Here is a 16,184-nt window from a genome sequence, read left to right as displayed (position 1 = left end):
ATGCGATAGGGCGCAGTTCGCCCATTTGCGGGAAGGGGCTTCCCCCCGCGTCGGTTGGCGCGTTCAAAGGTCTGATCGATCGGTCGAGGCGAACCTCGGCGCGGCCCGGCGTCTGCGAAGCTGGGGCGGTCCCGCCGCCCGGTTTCGCCGGTCGTGGCGAATTAACGCGGCTTGAAAAATCAAGGTTCCGAGACCGGCGCCGCAAAAGCAAACGGCCCGCAGCGATGACGCTGCGGGCCGCCTGAAACAGGTCTGATCGGGGCGATCAGTATTCGAGGTCGTCCGCCTCGAGGCGGAGCACGATCGTGCGGTCCTCCTGACGGTAGCCGTCGATGTCGTCTGAGGTGATGCGATACCGGCCGACGATCGAGTCCGTGCGGGTCAGGTCGTGCACGAGCAGGCTGACCACGTCACCGTCCTCGCGGTCGAAATCGGTGACGATGCCGGCGCTCTCGCCGTCCGCCCAGTAAACGTCCGCGCCAGACAGCTCTTCAGAGCTAACCAGATACATCGGGATCAGCTCGTCTTCGTCGACCTGAACACCGACCGAGCTTTGCGCGAAGGCGGGACCTGCGAGGGCGCCGGCGGAGACGGCGGCGATGAGGAGGCGTTTCATGTAAGGGCGCTCCCTTTTCTGCGAAAATCACCCCGGTAACGAGCCCAGCGGAGGGCTGGTTCCGGACCGTCCGCCGGGAGCGTCACTCTGCGATTGTGAGCCCGGCGTCCTGGGCCGCGTCCAGCAACACGGCGTGCTCGCATCCGCTCGCGTCGAACGCACCGCGCAGCCAGGCCCGGCGCTTGAGCGCGAGTTCGTAGGCGCGGCGGGCTTCGGCTTCGGTCTCGCCTGCCCCGGAGAGAAAGCGCACGACCGGCCGGGCGGGGTTGAGCCCCACGACCGCGTCGCGCGCCGCGTTCGCCGCCATGTCCGGCGCATCCTCGGCCAGGTCGCTGGCGAACTCGAACCGGTCGCGCTTTTCTTCCTCGTCCTCCCCGTCCGCGCCCTCGGGCGGGTCGGCGACGTCGTCAGGACCTAAAAGCACGGTGAGCCGGACGATGTCGCGCGCCGCTGCCGCGCAGCTCAACGCTTCGCCCGCCCCGCCATAGGGGGTGGGTACGGTGGGCGCGTCTGTCTCAAGCCGCCACTGGTCGGGGTTCTGCCGGGCCAGGCCGATCGTGTCGCCAGCGACGTCTTCAGGATCCAGCGTGTCGCCGGTCCCCGCGCAGGCGGTCAGAAAAAGCCCCGCCGAAGCCAGAGCGAAGAGGGGTGTGAACGCGCGCGTTTTCATGGCCTCAGACTAGCACGCCGGGCGGCGCCGGGACAGCGCGCCGGGCCTGCTGCACTTTGCTGCCGCCATGCGCGGTCTGGCGGCTTGACCCCCGGTCCGGCTGACACTAGGTTCCGCGCCTCTCGACGAGGCCCCGCAGCGCTTCGTCAGGTGAGAGCCGGTAGCTCAGCTGGTAGAGCAACTGACTTTTAATCAGTAGGTCCAGGGTTCGAACCCCTGCCGGCTCACCAAATCTTTCAATAGTTTAGCGCCTAGCGCTTTCGAGCGTCCGGGAAACGGCTCGACCCTTGCGCGGTCGAATTCGGCGCGCTCGCCTCACCCCTCCGCCGCGATCACCTTCAGAAACGCTTCGCCGTAGCGCTCGAGCTTTCTCGCGCCGACGCCGAAGCAGCGGCTCATCTCATCGAGCGTTGCGGGGCGTTTTGTGGCGAGTTCGACCAGGGTGCGGTCGCCGAACACGGTGTAGGCGGGTTTGCCCGCCTCCTTGGCGAGGTCGAGGCGCAGGGATCTGAGGGCCTGGTAGAGCGCCTTGTCGCGCTCGCTTTCGAGCCCGTCCGCGGCGCTCGAGACCGGGCGTGCGGAAGCGGCGCGGGCGCCGCGGGCCTCTTCGGGCGGGCGCAGCTCGATGGGGCGTTTGCCGAACAGGATCTCCTTACCCGCCTCGGTGATCACCCATTCGCCGTGCCCGTCTATGGGCTGGTCGATGGCGCCGTGGGCGAAGAGCTGGCGGAAGACGCTGCGCCATTGCTCGACCGAAAGGTCCGCGCCGACCCCGTAGGTGGGCAGCGCGTCATGGCCGCGCGCGCGAATCTTCTCTGTGTCCTGACCGCGCAGAACCGCGATCAGATGCTCCATGCCGAAGCGCTGGCCGGTGCGCGCGATCGCGCTCATCGCCTTCTGGGCCAGCACCGCGCCGTCGATGCGCGCAGGCGGATCGTCGCACAGATCGCAATTGCCGCAGGGCTCGGCGGTTTCGCCGAAGTACGACAGAAGGGTCTGCCTTCGGCAGGCGGGCGCCTCGCAATAGGCGATGAGCGCGCCCAGGCGCCTGAGCTCCATGCGCTTTCGATCCTCGTCCGCCTCGCTTTCGGCGATCTGGCGGCGGCGCAGCGCGGCGTCGGCGAGCGACCAGAGCATGAGCGTGTCTGACGGCTCGCCGTCGCGGCCCGCCCGGCCGATCTCCTGGTAATAGGCCTCCATCGACTTGGGCAGGGCGGCGTGGACCACGAAGCGAACGTCGGGCTTGTCCACGCCCATGCCGAAGGCGACGGTGGCGCACATCACCACCCCGTCGCGGCGGGTGAATTCGTCCTGGCGGAAGGCGCGCGTCTCGGGGTCGAGCCCGGCGTGATAGGCGAGTGCGTCGACGTCCTGGGCGCGCAGCTTCTCGGCGTACTCCTCGCAGGCCTTGCGGCTGGCGCAGTAGACGATGCCCGAGCGCTCGGGCCGGGCTTTGACGAAGGCGGCGATCTGGGAAAACCCCGACCGCCGCGCTCCGCACGCCAGATGCAGGTTCGGACGGTCGAAGCCTGCGACGAATTCTTCGGGCGTGCGCGCAAACAGCCTGGCGGCGATGTCGCGCCGGGCGGCGGCGTCGGCGGTGGCGGTGAAGGCGGCGATCTGCGGCGAACCGGCCGCGTCGGCCAGCTCGCGGATGCGCAGATAGTCGGGGCGGAAGTCATGGCCCCACTGGCTGACGCAATGGGCTTCGTCGACCGCGATCATGGTCAGGCCGGCGCGTGAGAGCCGCTCGGCGAAGCCGGGCACGGCGAGGCGTTCGGGGCTCACGTATAAAAGCCGCAAGCGCCCGTCGTCGAGCGCGTCCCAGACCCGTTCGCGCGCTTCTGGCGGATCGGCGCTGGTGAGGCTGCCCGCCTCCACCCCGTTCTGCTGCAGGGCCGTGACCTGGTCGCGCATCAGCGCGATGAGGGGGGAGACCACCAGGGTCAGCCCGCCGCGCACGATCGCGGGCAGCTGATAGCACAGCGACTTGCCGCGCCCTGTGGGCATGACGGCCAGCACGTCGCGGCCGGCCAGCACGGCGTCGACGATCTCGGCCTGGCCGGGCCGGAAGCTGTGAAAGCCGAACACGTCGGCCATGGCCGAGCGGGCGGCGTCGAGCGCGGGGCGCGGGCCGGTGCGGGAATCGGGGAGCGGCATGGGCTGCAGGCTATCGTGCGGGCGATCCGCGGCAAGGCCGGAGCGCTTGCGCGCCGCCGCGCCGGGGTTTAGGCGAAACCGGAATTCTCAGACTTTAAAGAAAGGCCCGGCCGATGAGCGAAGGCCCGCTGTCGCATATCAAGGTGCTCGACCTGTCCCGCGTGCTCGCCGGGCCGTGGTGCACCCAGATCCTCGCCGATCTCGGCGCGGAGGTGATCAAGGTGGAGAACCCTGACGGCGGCGACGACACGCGCGGCTGGGGCCCGCCTTTCCTAAGGGGCGAGGACGGCGAGGACGCGGACGCGGCCTATTATCTGTGCGCGAACCGCAACAAGCGCTCGATCGCGGTCGACATGCGCACCGAAGAAGGCCGCGAGATCCTGCGCAAGCTCGCCGCCCAGAGCGACGTGGTGGTGGAGAATTTCAAGGCGGGCGGGCTGAAGAAGTACGGGCTCGACTATGACAGCCTCAAGGCGCTCAAACCTGATCTGATCTACTGCTCGATCACCGGTTTCGGCCAGACCGGCCCGCTGAAGGACCGGCCCGGCTACGACTTTCTCATTCAGGCCATGGGCGGTCTGATGAGCGTGACCGGCGAGGACGCGCCCGAAGAGGAAAGGCCGATGAAGGTCGGCGTGCCGGCGGTGGATTTGTTCACCGGCGTCTATGCGGCCGGTGCGGTGATGGCCGCGCTCATCGCGCGCGATCGCGGCATGGGCGGTCAATACATCGACATGGCGCTGTTCGACGTTCAGGCGGCGATGCTGGCCAACCAGGCGTCGAACTATCTGGTCAGCGGCCGGACGCCGCGGCGCGGCGGCAACGCCCACCCCAACATCGTGCCGTATCAGGATTTTCCCACCCGCGACGGGCGCATCGCGGTGGCCGTCGGCAACGACCGGCAGTTCGCCGCCTTCGCGTCGGCCCTGGGCCGGCCGGACTGGGCGTCCGATCCGCGCTTTCAGAAAAACGCCGACCGGGTCCGCAATCGCGAGGTGCTGGTCGCCGAGATCGTGCTGATCCTGTCAGAGCGCGACAGCGCGGACGTGACCGCCGCGCTCGACGCCGCCGGGGTGCCGTGCGGGCCGATCCAGACCGTCGGCGAGGTGTTCGATCATCCCCAGGCGCGCGCGCGGGGGCTGTCCTTCTCCCTGCCGATGACGGGTGCAGGGGAGGCGCCGCTTGTGGCCAACCCCATGCGATTGTCGGCGACGCCGCCGGAATACCGGACCGCGCCGCCGCGTCTGGCCGAGCACACGTCACAGGTGTTGCAGGAACGCCTCGGTTACGATCAAAACCACCTGTTAACCCTGATAAAACGTGGTGTTTTGGGGGGGTAGGGCCTCCGTTCCGGTCCGCCGCATGTGGCGCCGCTGGATCAAATCGGGTAATCCTGCGTTTGGAACGTCGTGTCCGGCGAAGACACCGCCTGAACCAAGGCGTCCATTAATTGCTCACACGAAGGGCGTACGCCCGGAGGGGGATTAGGAATGAAGAAACGGCTTCTCACGGCCGCCGCCGTCGGGGCCTTTCTCGCCGCGCCGTCCATGGCGGTCGCGGACGAGGGTTGGTACCTCAGCGGCGCTCTCGGCTATGGCGCGCCCGGCGACACCGATGTCTCCGGCGCTCTGAATGGTGAAATCCAGGGTGAAGCGGACCTGCGCGAACGTCTCGCCATCGGCTACGAATGGCCGAGCAACTGGCGTATGGAAGGCGAACTCGCTCACCGCTACACCGACACCGGCGCGGTTGGTAATTTCGAAGACAGCTACTCCGACTTCCAGCAGTGGTCGGGCATGCTGAACCTGATCTACGACTTCGAAAATTACAGCTCCTGGTTCACTCCCTATGTCGGCGCCGGCATCGGCTGGGTCGAATCCAGCATCTCGGCCGCCGGCTGGAACACGGGCAGCCGCCCGATCCCGAACACCGGGACCGCCGATCCGCGCTGGCGCGACATCGACGACAGCGACAACGCTCTGGCGTATCAGCTGTTCGCGGGCGTCGGCTGGAACCTCACGCAGAACCTGATCCTCGACACCGAGTATCGCTGGTTCCGCGTTTCGGAAACCAACTACGATCCGAACCTGGACGTGGACAGCATGGGCCACCACGAGGCCTGGCTGGGCCTGCGGTACATGTTCGCGGCTCCGCCGCCTCCGCCGCCGCCCCCGCCGCCGCCTCCGCCGCCCCCGCCGCCCCCGCCGCCTCCGCCTCCGCCGCCGCCTCCGCCGGCGCCTGAGTGCGAAGACATCGGCTTCGTGGTCTACTTCGAGTGGGATCGCTCGAACCTGACCGACCAGGCGGAAAACGCGATCAACGCGGCTGTGAACCAGGCTCGCTCCTGCGGCGTGGCTTCGGTCCAGATCGCCGGTCACGCCGACCGTTCGGGCCCCGCGTCCTACAACGTGGGTCTGTCCGAGCGCCGCGCCCGCGCGGTCCGCGACGAGATGGTGCGCCTCGGCGTTCCCGCCTCGGCCATCGACCTCAACGCGTTCGGTGAAAGCCGTCCGCAGGTCGAGACGCCGGACGGTGTGCGCGAGCCGCTCAACCGTCGTGCGGAAGTGAACATCGACCTTCGCTAAGGTCGGTCGACACATCGACGAATGAAGGCGGCCCGGTGCGAAAGCGCCGGGCCGTTTTCTTTGCCGCCGCCGCCCTGCGCGCGGTCCGGCGGCCGGGTTGACCCCGGCTTGCGGGCGGAGCAAGAAGCCCGTGTTCCCAATTTCCGCGGGGTCTTCACCGGCCGCCGCGCTTTCGTCATTGAAGGATCGCGATCATGAGCAAGCCCGACACGCCCTATCGCAAGCGCGCCCTCGGCGAGCGGGCCCTGAGCCCCGAAACGCTCATGATGAGCTACGGCTTCGACGCCAAGCTGTCGGAAGGTTCGATCAAGCCGCCGATCTTCCAGACCTCCACCTTCGCCTTCGCCACCGCCGAGGAGGGCGCCGCCTTCTTCCGGGTGATGGGCGGCCGGGCGCAGGCCGGCGATCCCGAGCAGGCGGGCCTTCTTTATTCGCGCTTCAACAACCCGAACATGGAGGTGCTGGAAGACCGGCTCACCCTGTTCGACGGCGCGGAAGACGCGCTGGTCTTCTCCTCGGGGATGAGCGCGATCTCCACGGTGATCATGGCGCACGCCCATTCGGGCGACGTGGTGCTTCAGTCCACCCCGCTTTATGGCGGCACCGAGACGCTGATCCGCGCGATTCTGCCGCAATACGGCATCAAGAGCGCGGACTTCTTCGCCGGCGCCAGCGAGTCCGAGATCCGCGAGGCGGTCGAGGCGGCGATGAAGCTCGGCCGGATCGGCGTGATCTATTGCGAGACGCCGACCAACCCGACCAACGAGGTCGTCGACCTGCACCTGATGAAAAAGCTCGCCGACGAGATCGGTGAGAAGCAGGGCCATCGCCCGCCGGTGGTGGTGGACAACACCATTCTGGGCCCGATCGGCCAGACTCCGCTCAGCCAGGGCGGCGACATCGTGGTCTACTCGCTCACCAAATATATCGGCGGGCACTCCGACCTGATAGGCGGCGCGGCCATGGGTTCGAGCGCGATGATGAAGCCGGTGCGCAAGCTGCGCTCGGGCATCGGCACCAATCTCGACCCCAACACGTGCTGGATGCTGGCCCGGTCGCTGGAGACCGTGAAGCTTCGCATGACCGCCGCCTTCGAGGGCGCGCGCGTCGTCGCGGAATATCTCGCCGAGCACCCGAAAGTGGAGAAAGTCCGCTATCTGGGCTTCCTCGAGCCGGGCAGCCGGGATTACGAGGTCCATCACCGCCAGTCCGGCGAGAACGCCTACGGCTCGACCTTCGCCTTCGACGTCAAGGGCGGCCAGGCGGCGGCGTTCCGCATGCTCAATGCCCTTAAGGTGATCAAGCTCGCGGTCAGCCTCGGCGGTACGGAATCGCTGATCTGCCATCCGGGATCGACGACCCACGCCGCAGTGGACGCCGAGCTTCAGGAGCGGCTGGGCTTCACGCCGGGCCTTGTCCGGGTCTCGATCGGCATCGAGAACCCCGAGGATCTGATCGCCGACTTCGAACAAGCCCTGGCCGAAGCCTGAGGACCCTGCATGACCGCGCTCGCGCTGGACGAACAGGAAAAGACGATACTGGACTGGGTGGACGGCCGCGCCGACCACATGATCGATCAGGTGAAGGCCTGGTCTTTGATCAATTCTGGCAGCCGTAACGCTGACGGGCTCGAGACCATGCGCGCCACGCTGGGCGAGGCTTTCGCCGAGACCGGCGCGGCGATCGAGGCGGTCGAGCTTCAGCCCTCCACCACCGTCGAGCTCGACGGCGAGGTGAGCGAGGTTGCCTACACCCCGTCCATGAAGGCGGTGATGCGCCCTGACGCGCCGGTGCAGATCGTGCTGACCGGTCACCACGACACCGTGTTTCCCAAGGGCTGCGGGTTCGAGGACTGGCGGCTCACCGACGCGGACACGATCAACGGGCCGGGCGTGGCGGACATGAAGGGCGGGCTTCTGGTCATGCTGCACGGCCTGCTCGCGCTGGAGCGCAGCCCGTGGAAGGACCGCGTCGGCTGGACCGTGCTGGTCAGCCCTGACGAGGAGATCGGCTCTCTGGGCTCGGGCCCGGTGCTCGCCGAACTCGGCTCGAGAGCCCATGTCGGCATGACCTACGAGCCGGCGCTGGCGGACGGCTCGCTCGCCGGCGCGCGCAAGGGCTCGGGCAATTTCGCGCTGCGCTGCCGCGGCCGCGCCGCCCATGCGGGCCGCGAGCATCATCTGGGCCGCAATGCGATCGTGGCCGCCGCCGAGTTCGCCCGCAGGCTCGATGATCTCAACGGCCGGCGCGAGCACGTGACCTTCAACGTCTCGCGCATCGACGGCGGGGGCGCGCCTAACGTGGTGCCCGATCTGGGGATTTGCCGGTTCAATTGCCGGGTGAAGACCGAGGACGACGCGGCCTGGGCCAAGGCGGAGATCGAAAAGATCGTCGCCGAGGTGAACGCCCGCGACGGGATCACCGCCGATCTGCATGGCGGCTTCACCCGCCCGCCCAAGCCGATGAGCCCGTCCAATCTGCGCATGTTCGAATGGACGCGCGAGGCGGGCGCGGCGATCGGGCTCGACATCCGCTGGAACGACACCGGCGGGGTGTGCGAGGGCAATAATCTGTGGGCGTCGGGCTGTCCCAATGTGGACACGCTGGGCGTCCGCGGCGCCGATATTCATTCCGACCGCGAGATCGCGAAGCTGTCGAGCTTCGCCGAGCGCGCGCGTCTGTCCGCTGTGATGCTCATGGCCTTCGCGCGGGGTCGTTTCGACGCTGCCGAAGCCCGGGCGCTCGCCGCGTCGTCCTGAGGAGACAGTCATGCTGGTGGTGCGTGCGGCCCGTGCGGCCGATCATGACGCGTTCGTGGAGCTGGCCCGCGCAGCCGGGCCGGGCTTCACCTCGCTGGCGCTCGAAGACGAGGCGCTGAACGAAAAGCTCGTCAGTTCCGAGAAGGCCTGGGACGGCCGGCTGACCGATCCCAGCGACTGCGCCTACCAGCTGATGCTGGAGGACAGCGAGACCGGAAAGGTGCTGGGCACCAGCGCGGTGAAGGCGATGGTGGGGGTGAAGAAGCCGTATTTCGACTTCAAGATCTTCACCTTCGCCCAGGCCAGCAAGGAAGCCGATCGCCGCTTCGACATGGACGCCATGCTGCTGGTCAACGATTTCGCCGGCTCCACCGAAGTGGGCTCGCTGTTCGTGCGCGATGGTCTGCGCGGCACGGGGGCGGGGCGGCTGGTGGCGCAGGCGCGCTACATGCTGGTCGCCGCCGACCGCAAGCGCTTCGGCCAGCGGATCCTGTCCGAGCTTCGCGGCGTGGTCGACGAGCACGGCGACTCGATCTTCTTCGAGCATGTCACCCGGCCGTTCTTCCGGATGACCTTCGAGGAGGCCGACCGGCTGAGCGCGGCGACCGACAACCAGTTCATCCTCGACCTCATGCCGAGCCATCTCATCTATCTCGACCTGCTGCCCAAACCGGCGCGCGAGGTGATCGGCAAGACCCATCCCCATGGCGCGGGCGCGCTGAAGCTCCTCGAACAGGAAGGCTTCCGCTATGAGCGCTATGTGGACATTTTCGACGGCGGCCCGCTGGTCTCCTGCGGGACCGACGAGGTCGCCACCCTGCGCGACAGCCGGCTGATGACGGTCGCCGGCGCGCCGCAGGGCGAGCGCGTCCGCGCGCTGGTCAGCAATGACCGGATCGCGGACTATCGCTGCGTGCACGCCGAGGTCGGCCTCGGCGCGGACGGCGCGGCGGCGCTCGACGAAGAGGCCCGGCGCGCGCTCGACGTGACGACCGGCCAGACCGTCCGGATCTGGACCAGGGACTAGACCCCATGACCCATTCGGCCTTTATCGGCGGCGCCTGGCGCGCCGGCGCGCTCGCCCCGTTCTCCTCTCACGATCCCGCGACCGGCGAGACGGTCTGGCAGGGCGCCGCCGCCGGCCCGGACGATGTCCGCGCGGCGTTCGACGCGGCGCGCAGCGCTTTCGCGGACTGGGCGCTCGCAGGGTTCGAGACGCGCCGGGCGGTGGCTGAAAAATACGGCGAGCTGGTCAAGGCGCGCCAGGACGAGATCGGCCTTCTGATCGCGCGCGAGACCGGCAAGCCGCTCTGGGAGGCCAAGGGCGAGGCGGGCGCGATGGCGGCCAAGGTCGGCGTCTCGATCAAGGCCTATGAAGACCGCACCGGACGCACCCATACCGAGACCGAGTTCGGCGAGCAGGTGCTCGACCACAAGCCGCTGGGCGTGATGTTCGTGCTCGGCCCGTACAACTTCCCCGGCCATCTGCCCAACGGGCACGTCATCCCGGCGCTGCTGGCGGGCAATACGATCGTGTTCAAACCCTCCGAGCTGACCCCGGCGGTCGGCGAGCTGATGGTGAAGCTGTGGGAAGAGGCGGGCCTGCCTGAAGGCGTGCTCAATCTCGTTCAGGGCGCGCGCGAGACGGGCGCGGCGGCGCTCGGCGATCCCGAACTCGACGGCGTGCTGTTCACCGGCAGCTGGAACACCGGATCGATGATCCACAAGATGTTCGCCGGCCGCACCGGCGTGCAGCTCGCGCTGGAGATGGGCGGCAATAATCCGCTGGTGGTCTGGGACGCCGAGGACGCCGAAGCGGCGGCCCGCATTGCGGTGCTGTCGAGTTATATCACCGCCGGTCAGCGCTGCTCCTGCGCGCGGCGGCTGATCGTTCCGGCGGGCGAGGCGGGCGATGCGGTGATCGAGGCGATCGCTGCGGCGATTCCGAAACTGCCGATCGGCCCCTACACCAGCGATCCCGAACCTTTCATGGGGCCGCTGATCAGCGCGCACGCCGCGCGCGGCGTGCTGTCCGCGCAGGACGATCTTCTGAAGCGCGGCGCGAAGGCGATCGTCGCCGCGGCGCGTCATGACGCGGGCGAAGCCTTCGTCAGCCCCGGCCTGATCGACGTCGAGGGCGTCGACACCCCGGACGAAGAGGTGTTCGGGCCGCTGCTTCAGGTGCGCCGCGCGTCCGATTTCGACGCTGCGCTGAGGCTCGCCAACGATACCGCCTACGGGCTGTCGGCGGGGCTGGTCAGCGACGACGACGATCTGTGGAAGCGCTTCTGGGCGGGATCGCGCGCGGGCATCGTGAACCGCAACCGGCCCACTACAGGGGCGGCCTTGACCATGCCGTTCGGCGGGCCGGGCCAGTCGGGCAATCTTCGCCCCAGCGCGTACTATGCGGCGGATTACTGCGCCTATCCGGTGGCGACGCAGGCCAGCCCGAAGGCTGAGCGCATGGCGGTGAAAGGGCTGGATTGATGAGCGCTGTGGAAGCCAATTTCGACGGGCTCGTCGGACCGACCCACAATTATGGCGGCCTCGCGCCGGGCAATCTGGCGAGCGCGAAGAACCAGGGCTCGGTCGCAGCCCCGCGCGCGGCCGTACTCGAAGGGCTGAACAAGGCCAAGGCGCTCGCCGATGCGGGCCTCGCCCAAGGCCTGCTGCCGCCTCAGGAGCGGCCTTACGTGCAGGGGCTGAAGGCGCTTGGCTTCACCGGCCGCACCGACGGCGAGGTGTGGGAGCGCGCCTATAAGGCCGAACCCGCGCTGGCGCTGAACATGCTCTCGGCGAGCTCGATGTGGGCGGCGAACGCCGCCACGGTCAGCCCGGGCGCGGACACCGAAGACGGCCGGGTGCACTTCACGCCCGCCAATCTCATCACCGCGCTGCACCGCTCGATCGAGGGCTTCCAGACGCACCGTGCGCTTGAACGGATCTTTCCCGACCGCGAGCGTTTCGCGATCCACCATGAGCTGCCCCATCAGTCGAGCTTCGCCGACGAGGGGGCAGCGAACCATGTCCGGCTCTGCGCCGATCACGGCTCGAAGGGTGTGGAGCTGTTCGTCTACGGCCGCGACGCGTTCGAGGACTGGACCGGTAAGTTCCCGGCCCGTCAGACGAAACAGGCGTCCGAAGCGATCGCGCGCCGGCACGGGCTCGACCCGGAGCGCACGGTTTTCATCCGCCAGTCGCGCGCGGCGATCGACGCGGGCGCGTTTCATAACGACGTGGTGTGCGTGGGCACCGGGCCGGTCCTGTTCTTCCACGAGCTGGCGTTCGAGGACACCGACGCCGCGCTCGAGGCTATCCGCCGGGCTGCGGACGGGCTGTTCGAACCGGTCTTCGTCATGGTGCCCGCCGACGAGGTGCCGATCGGCGACGCGATCACGTCCTACATCTTCAACTCCCAGCTCCTGATCTGGCCGGACAAGGGCCGCCAGGTCCTGCTCGCCCCGCAGGAGACCGGGGAGACGGCGAGCACGCGCGCCTATTGCGAGCGCATGACTGCTTCGAACGCGCCGATCGGCGAGGTGAAATACGCCGGCGTGCGCCAGTCCATGCGCAATGGCGGCGGGCCGGCCTGCCTGAGGCTTCGGGTCGTGCTCGACGAAGATCAGCGCAAGGCCGTCCATCCCGGCGCCTGGCTCGAGGACGACCTTCACACCCGCCTGTCGGACTGGGCCGAGCGGCACTATCGCGAAGAGATGCGCCCCGAAGATCTCGGCGATCCCGCCCTGGTCGATGAAAGCCGCGCGGCGCTGGACGCCCTGACCGGGATCATGGGCCTGGGCTCGGACTTCTACCCGTTCCAGCGGGACGCGTAGAAGACCCACCACCCGCACAACTCCCTCCCCTTGATGGGGAGGGTCCGGCCGAAGGCCGGGGGTGGGGTGTGGATCGTAGGGCGCTTAGATCTGCCGACCGTGGCGCTCCCCCACCCGTCTCGGCGCTTCGCGCCGATCCACCCTCCCCACGAAGGGGGAGGGAGTAACGCGCTGCGATAACCGGGACCTCAGAGCGAAAAGCTCAACGCAACTCCCTCCCCTAGATGGGGAGGGTGTCCGCGAAGCGGACGGGTGGGGTGGGGATCGTAGAGCGCTGAGACCTGCAGACCTCGGCGCTCCCCCACCCGTCTCGGCGCTCCGCGCCGATCCACCCTCCCCACAGAGGGGGAGGGAGTAAGACGCTGGACCATCGGAAACGTCGGATCGTAAAGCTGAACCGCAACTCCCTCCCCTTGATGGGGAGGGTCCGGCCGAAGGCCGGGGGTGGGGTGAGGATCGTAGGGCGGCGGGGTCTGCATGCAGGCGCGCTCGCGAACCCACATCGACGTCGCGTCAGGACGCCTCTTCGCTCAGAGGCGTGCGCGCGGCCACTTGGGGGGGGGCGGGATCGATTTATTTCAGTTTTTTACGCGTCTGCCGAAATTTTTTCGGCGTCGTTGCTTCGCTTGATCCAATAGCGCCAGAAGGCGCCGCCGGCCAAGACCAGCAAGACCGCACCTTCCGGAGCCGAGTAGCCGTCGTCACCGAGGAACCCCGCGATCAGCGTGTACGCACCGGCGGCAGCCAGCAACAGGCTCATCCATCCCCAGAACCGCCTTGACATAGTAACCTCCCTAATCAACAGGCTTGCAATTCGAAATGTTGTGTATATATAACAAACCGAGTTGTCAACACACCAGCTTGGATCGGATCCGGCTATGAGCCTCTTACCTCTCTGGGTCGCGCGACTGATCGTCCCGCTAGCGCTGCTTGTTCATCTGGTCGGCATTGTCAGCTGGCATTTCGGTGGACGCGCTGGCGCAACCCAGGCGGCGACTTTGACCGGAGCGGCCTGGCTGATCCTGGTCGTCTACACGCTCGTGTCGTGGTTTGCGGGCGATTACATCCAGAAGAGCCTGAACCTGAAGCCTTGGGTGAAATCGTTGGATCCAATGCGCCTCGAAGCCGCGCGGATCGCCATGACACGCACGTGCATGACCGTGCTGATCCTGATCGCCATCCTTATCGGCTTGTTCTGGAACGAGTTTGTTTCGGCAAATGCAATTACAGCCGACGACATGCTTTTTCAGGCGCGCGCTCTCATGCTCGGGCTGTCTTTTGTCTTGCTCGCGGGAGCCAGCCTCCCAACCGCGCTCATGGCGTGGTCGCTCACACCCCTGACCGATGACCATGACGATGTCTGAGAAAGTCTATAATCGGGTAGCACTGCTTCGCACCGAGCGGGGGATGTCTCGCAAGGAAGTGGCTGCGGCGGTAGACGTGAACTTCCAGACAATCGGTTATCTGGAGCGCGGTGTGTATAACGCCTCGCTCGAAGTCGCGCTAAAGCTTGCAAGGCTGTTTGAGGTGCCCGTTGAGACACTGTTCTCTCTGGAACCGTTCAAGCCACTGTCGGAGATCATTCGGCAGGACACGCGAAAGACCGGCGAGCAAGGCTGAGGCTCAGCGCTGGTGCGCGCCATCTTTTGCAGACCTCGGCGCTGTCCCCACCCGGCCCGGAGCTTGCGGTCCGGCCCACCCTCCCCACAGAGGGGGAGGGAATTAGGGGCGGTGTCTGGCGCGACGGTTCTGAAAATCGCCCACGCCACTCCTTCCCCTTGATGGGGAGGGTCCTCCCGAAGGGCGGGGGTGGGGTGGAGGCCGCTCAATACCCCTGAGCGGCGCCGTCCTTGCGCATTTCGCTGGCGCCGAACAGCACGCCGGTTTCGGGGTCGCGGCGGATGGCCTGATAGCCGCCGAAGCCGCCGTCGCCGTCCTGCACGACATGGCCGAGCGCTTCGAGTGCTTCGCGGACGGCCTGCGGCACGCCGCTTTCCACCAGCACCACGCCCTTGCCGCCTTGCGAGGTGACCGGATCGGTGGGTTCGGTCGAGCCGTCATGGCGCCAGCGCGCGGCGTCGCCGGCTTCCTGCACGTTCAGGCCGAAATCGACGATGTTGGTGACGATCTGCACATGGCCCTGGGGCTGCATGGCGCCGCCCATCAGCCCGAAGCTCAGCACCGCCTCGCCGTCCTTTGTCATCATCGCAGGGATGATGGTGTGGAAGGGCCGCTTGCCGGGCGCGTAGACATTGGGATGGTCGGGGTCGAGGCTGAACATCTCGCCGCGATTCTGCAGCATGAACCCGAGACCGTCAGGCACCAGGCCGGAACCCATCCCGCGGTAATTCGACTGGATGAGGCTGACCATCATCCCGTTGCCGTCAGCGACGGTGAGATAGGTGGTGTCGCCGTCCTCCAGGATCGCAGGATCGCCGTGGGGCACGCTCTCCATCGCCGCGTCCATGGAGATGAGCGCGCGGCGCTGGTCCGCGTAGTCCTCGCTGATCAACGCCTCCACCGAGGTGCTGGAGAAGTCCGGATCGGCGTAGAAGCGCGCCCGGTCCTCGAAGGCGAGGCGCTTGGCCTCGATCATCACGTGCATCGCCTCGGCGCTCATGAAGCCCATGGACGCGATGTCGAAGCCTTCGATGATCTGCAGCATCTGAAGCGCGGCGATGCCCTGGCCCTGAGGGGGCAGCTCCCACACGTCGTAGCCGCGATAGTTCACGCTGACCGGATCGACCCATTCCGAACGGTGCGCGGCGAAGTCCTCGTAGCGCAGATAGCCGCCGATGCGCTGCATGTAGGCGTCGATCGTCTGCGCGACCGGGCCGTCATAGAAGGCGTCCCGGCCGCCCTCTGCGATGAGGCGGAAGGTGTTCGCAAGGTCGGGATTTCTGAAAATCTCGCCTTCGCGCGGCGCGTCGCCGTCCTCGGTGTAGTAGGTCGCGCGGGCGTTATCGAGCTCGACGAGCTCGTCGGAGCGCCGCTCGAACGCCGCCATGTTGCGGTCCCAGTAGTACGCGATCGTCTCGGTCACCGGGAAGCCGTTCTCGGCGTAGGAGATCGCGGGCGCCAAGATCTGATCCATCGGCATCGAGCCGAAGCGCTCGTGCATGGCGAACCAGCCGTCCACGGTGCCGGGCACGGAGACCGGCAGCGGGCCGAGCGGCGGAATGGAGCCGTCCTCGCCGACGATCTCGACCAGCTGGTCGTAGGAGAGATTCTGCGGCGAAGCGCCCGCGGCGTTCAGCCCGTAGACCTGTTTCGTCTCGGGATCCCAGATGATCACGAAGAGATCGCCGCCGATGCCGTTGCCCACCGGCTCCATCAGCCCGATGGCCGCGTTCGCCGCGATGGCCGCGTCCACCGCGTTGCCGCCGGCCTTCAGAACGTCCAGCGCCACCTGGGAGGCGAGGGGGTGAGCGGTCGCGGCCATACCGCCGGTCCCGATCACCGGAGAGCGCGTGGCGAAGTGATCGCCGCTCACCCGGTCGCCGGGATAGCGGGTCTGCGCCTCGACGGGCGCTCCGAATTCTGAAAAGGCCATAACGGCTC

At 67.6% G+C, this 16,184-nt stretch carries 14 protein-coding genes and 1 tRNA gene; 10 read left to right on the top strand and 5 right to left on the bottom strand.

Annotation, left to right across the window (positions count from 1 at the left end; all coding sequences use genetic code 11):
- Positions 1 to 265 precede the first annotated feature (265 nt).
- Entirely contained in the window at positions 266 to 616 is a 351-nt protein-coding gene (locus ABL308_14175) for a PRC-barrel domain-containing protein (GenBank protein XBQ16086.1), read from the bottom strand.
- A gap of 82 nt (positions 617 to 698) precedes the next feature.
- Complete coding sequence (locus ABL308_14170) at positions 699 to 1,286, bottom strand: hypothetical protein (protein ID XBQ16085.1); 588 nt, start codon at positions 1,284 to 1,286, stop codon at positions 699 to 701.
- 154 nt (positions 1,287 to 1,440) lie between these two features.
- On the opposite strand from ABL308_14170, the gene ABL308_14165 reads away from it, so the two are divergent.
- A tRNA-Lys gene (locus ABL308_14165) sits at positions 1,441 to 1,516 on the top strand.
- Positions 1,517 to 1,601: 85 nt separating this feature from the next.
- Here ABL308_14165 and recQ read toward each other — a convergent pair.
- Positions 1,602 to 3,446, bottom strand: coding sequence for a DNA helicase RecQ (gene recQ, locus ABL308_14160; GenBank protein XBQ16084.1), 1,845 nt, complete (start codon positions 3,444 to 3,446; stop codon positions 1,602 to 1,604).
- Positions 3,447 to 3,559: 113 nt separating this feature from the next.
- On the opposite strand from recQ, the gene ABL308_14155 reads away from it, so the two are divergent.
- The 7 genes from ABL308_14155 to astB all read left to right on the top strand — a co-directional run bounded on the left by ABL308_14155 (position 3,560) and on the right by astB (position 12,623).
- A complete protein-coding gene (locus ABL308_14155; protein XBQ16083.1) occupies positions 3,560 to 4,786 on the top strand; it encodes a CaiB/BaiF CoA-transferase family protein in 1,227 nt (408 codons plus the stop codon).
- 150 nt (positions 4,787 to 4,936) lie between these two features.
- Complete coding sequence (locus ABL308_14150; GenBank protein ID XBQ16082.1) at positions 4,937 to 6,031, top strand: OmpA family protein; 1,095 nt, start codon at positions 4,937 to 4,939, stop codon at positions 6,029 to 6,031.
- A gap of 194 nt (positions 6,032 to 6,225) precedes the next feature.
- Entirely contained in the window at positions 6,226 to 7,521 is a 1,296-nt protein-coding gene (locus ABL308_14145) for a cystathionine gamma-synthase family protein (protein XBQ16081.1), read from the top strand.
- Between the two features lie 9 nt (positions 7,522 to 7,530).
- The gene (locus tag ABL308_14140) at positions 7,531 to 8,790 is read left to right on the top strand and encodes a hydrolase (GenBank protein XBQ16080.1); all 1,260 of its coding nucleotides are present in this window, start codon (positions 7,531 to 7,533) and stop codon (positions 8,788 to 8,790) included.
- Between the two features lie 10 nt (positions 8,791 to 8,800).
- Positions 8,801 to 9,817, top strand: a complete 1,017-nt coding sequence (locus ABL308_14135; protein XBQ16079.1) for an arginine N-succinyltransferase — start codon at positions 8,801 to 8,803, stop codon at positions 9,815 to 9,817.
- Between the two features lie 5 nt (positions 9,818 to 9,822).
- Positions 9,823 to 11,277 carry a succinylglutamate-semialdehyde dehydrogenase gene (astD, locus tag ABL308_14130; GenBank protein ID XBQ16078.1) on the top strand — a complete coding sequence of 485 codons (1,455 nt, stop codon included), beginning with the start codon at positions 9,823 to 9,825 and terminating at the stop codon, positions 11,275 to 11,277.
- Positions 11,277 to 12,623, top strand: a complete 1,347-nt coding sequence (gene astB / locus ABL308_14125; protein ID XBQ16077.1) for an N-succinylarginine dihydrolase — start codon at positions 11,277 to 11,279, stop codon at positions 12,621 to 12,623. Before astD ends, astB begins: the two co-directional genes overlap by 1 nt.
- Before the next feature lie 586 nt (positions 12,624 to 13,209).
- Here the strand turns inward: astB and ABL308_14120 are convergent.
- On the bottom strand, positions 13,210 to 13,383 hold the full coding sequence (locus tag ABL308_14120; GenBank protein ID XBQ16076.1) for a hypothetical protein: 174 nt from the start codon (positions 13,381 to 13,383) through the stop codon (positions 13,210 to 13,212).
- Positions 13,384 to 13,501: 118 nt separating this feature from the next.
- On the opposite strand from ABL308_14120, the gene ABL308_14115 reads away from it, so the two are divergent.
- Both ABL308_14115 and ABL308_14110 read left to right on the top strand, forming a co-directional pair.
- Positions 13,502 to 13,987 (top strand): hypothetical protein, encoded by a 486-nt coding sequence (locus tag ABL308_14115; protein ID XBQ16075.1) that lies wholly within the window; start codon positions 13,502 to 13,504, stop codon positions 13,985 to 13,987.
- Positions 13,980 to 14,243, top strand: coding sequence for a helix-turn-helix transcriptional regulator (locus ABL308_14110; protein ID XBQ16074.1), 264 nt, complete (start codon positions 13,980 to 13,982; stop codon positions 14,241 to 14,243). Before ABL308_14115 ends, ABL308_14110 begins: the two co-directional genes overlap by 8 nt.
- A 205-nt stretch (positions 14,244 to 14,448) precedes the next feature.
- Here the strand turns inward: ABL308_14110 and ggt are convergent, their stop codons facing one another.
- Positions 14,449 to 16,176, bottom strand: coding sequence for a gamma-glutamyltransferase (gene ggt / locus ABL308_14105; GenBank protein XBQ17745.1), 1,728 nt, complete (start codon positions 16,174 to 16,176; stop codon positions 14,449 to 14,451).
- Between the last annotated feature and the right edge of the window lie 8 nt (positions 16,177 to 16,184).

This window comes from Oceanicaulis sp. (genome assembly GCA_040112665.1).
In the GTDB taxonomy this organism is placed as follows: Bacteria; Pseudomonadota; Alphaproteobacteria; order Caulobacterales; family Maricaulaceae; genus Oceanicaulis.
Note: the sequence above shows the minus strand (reverse complement) of the source record. Positions and strands in the feature narration are given on the sequence as shown.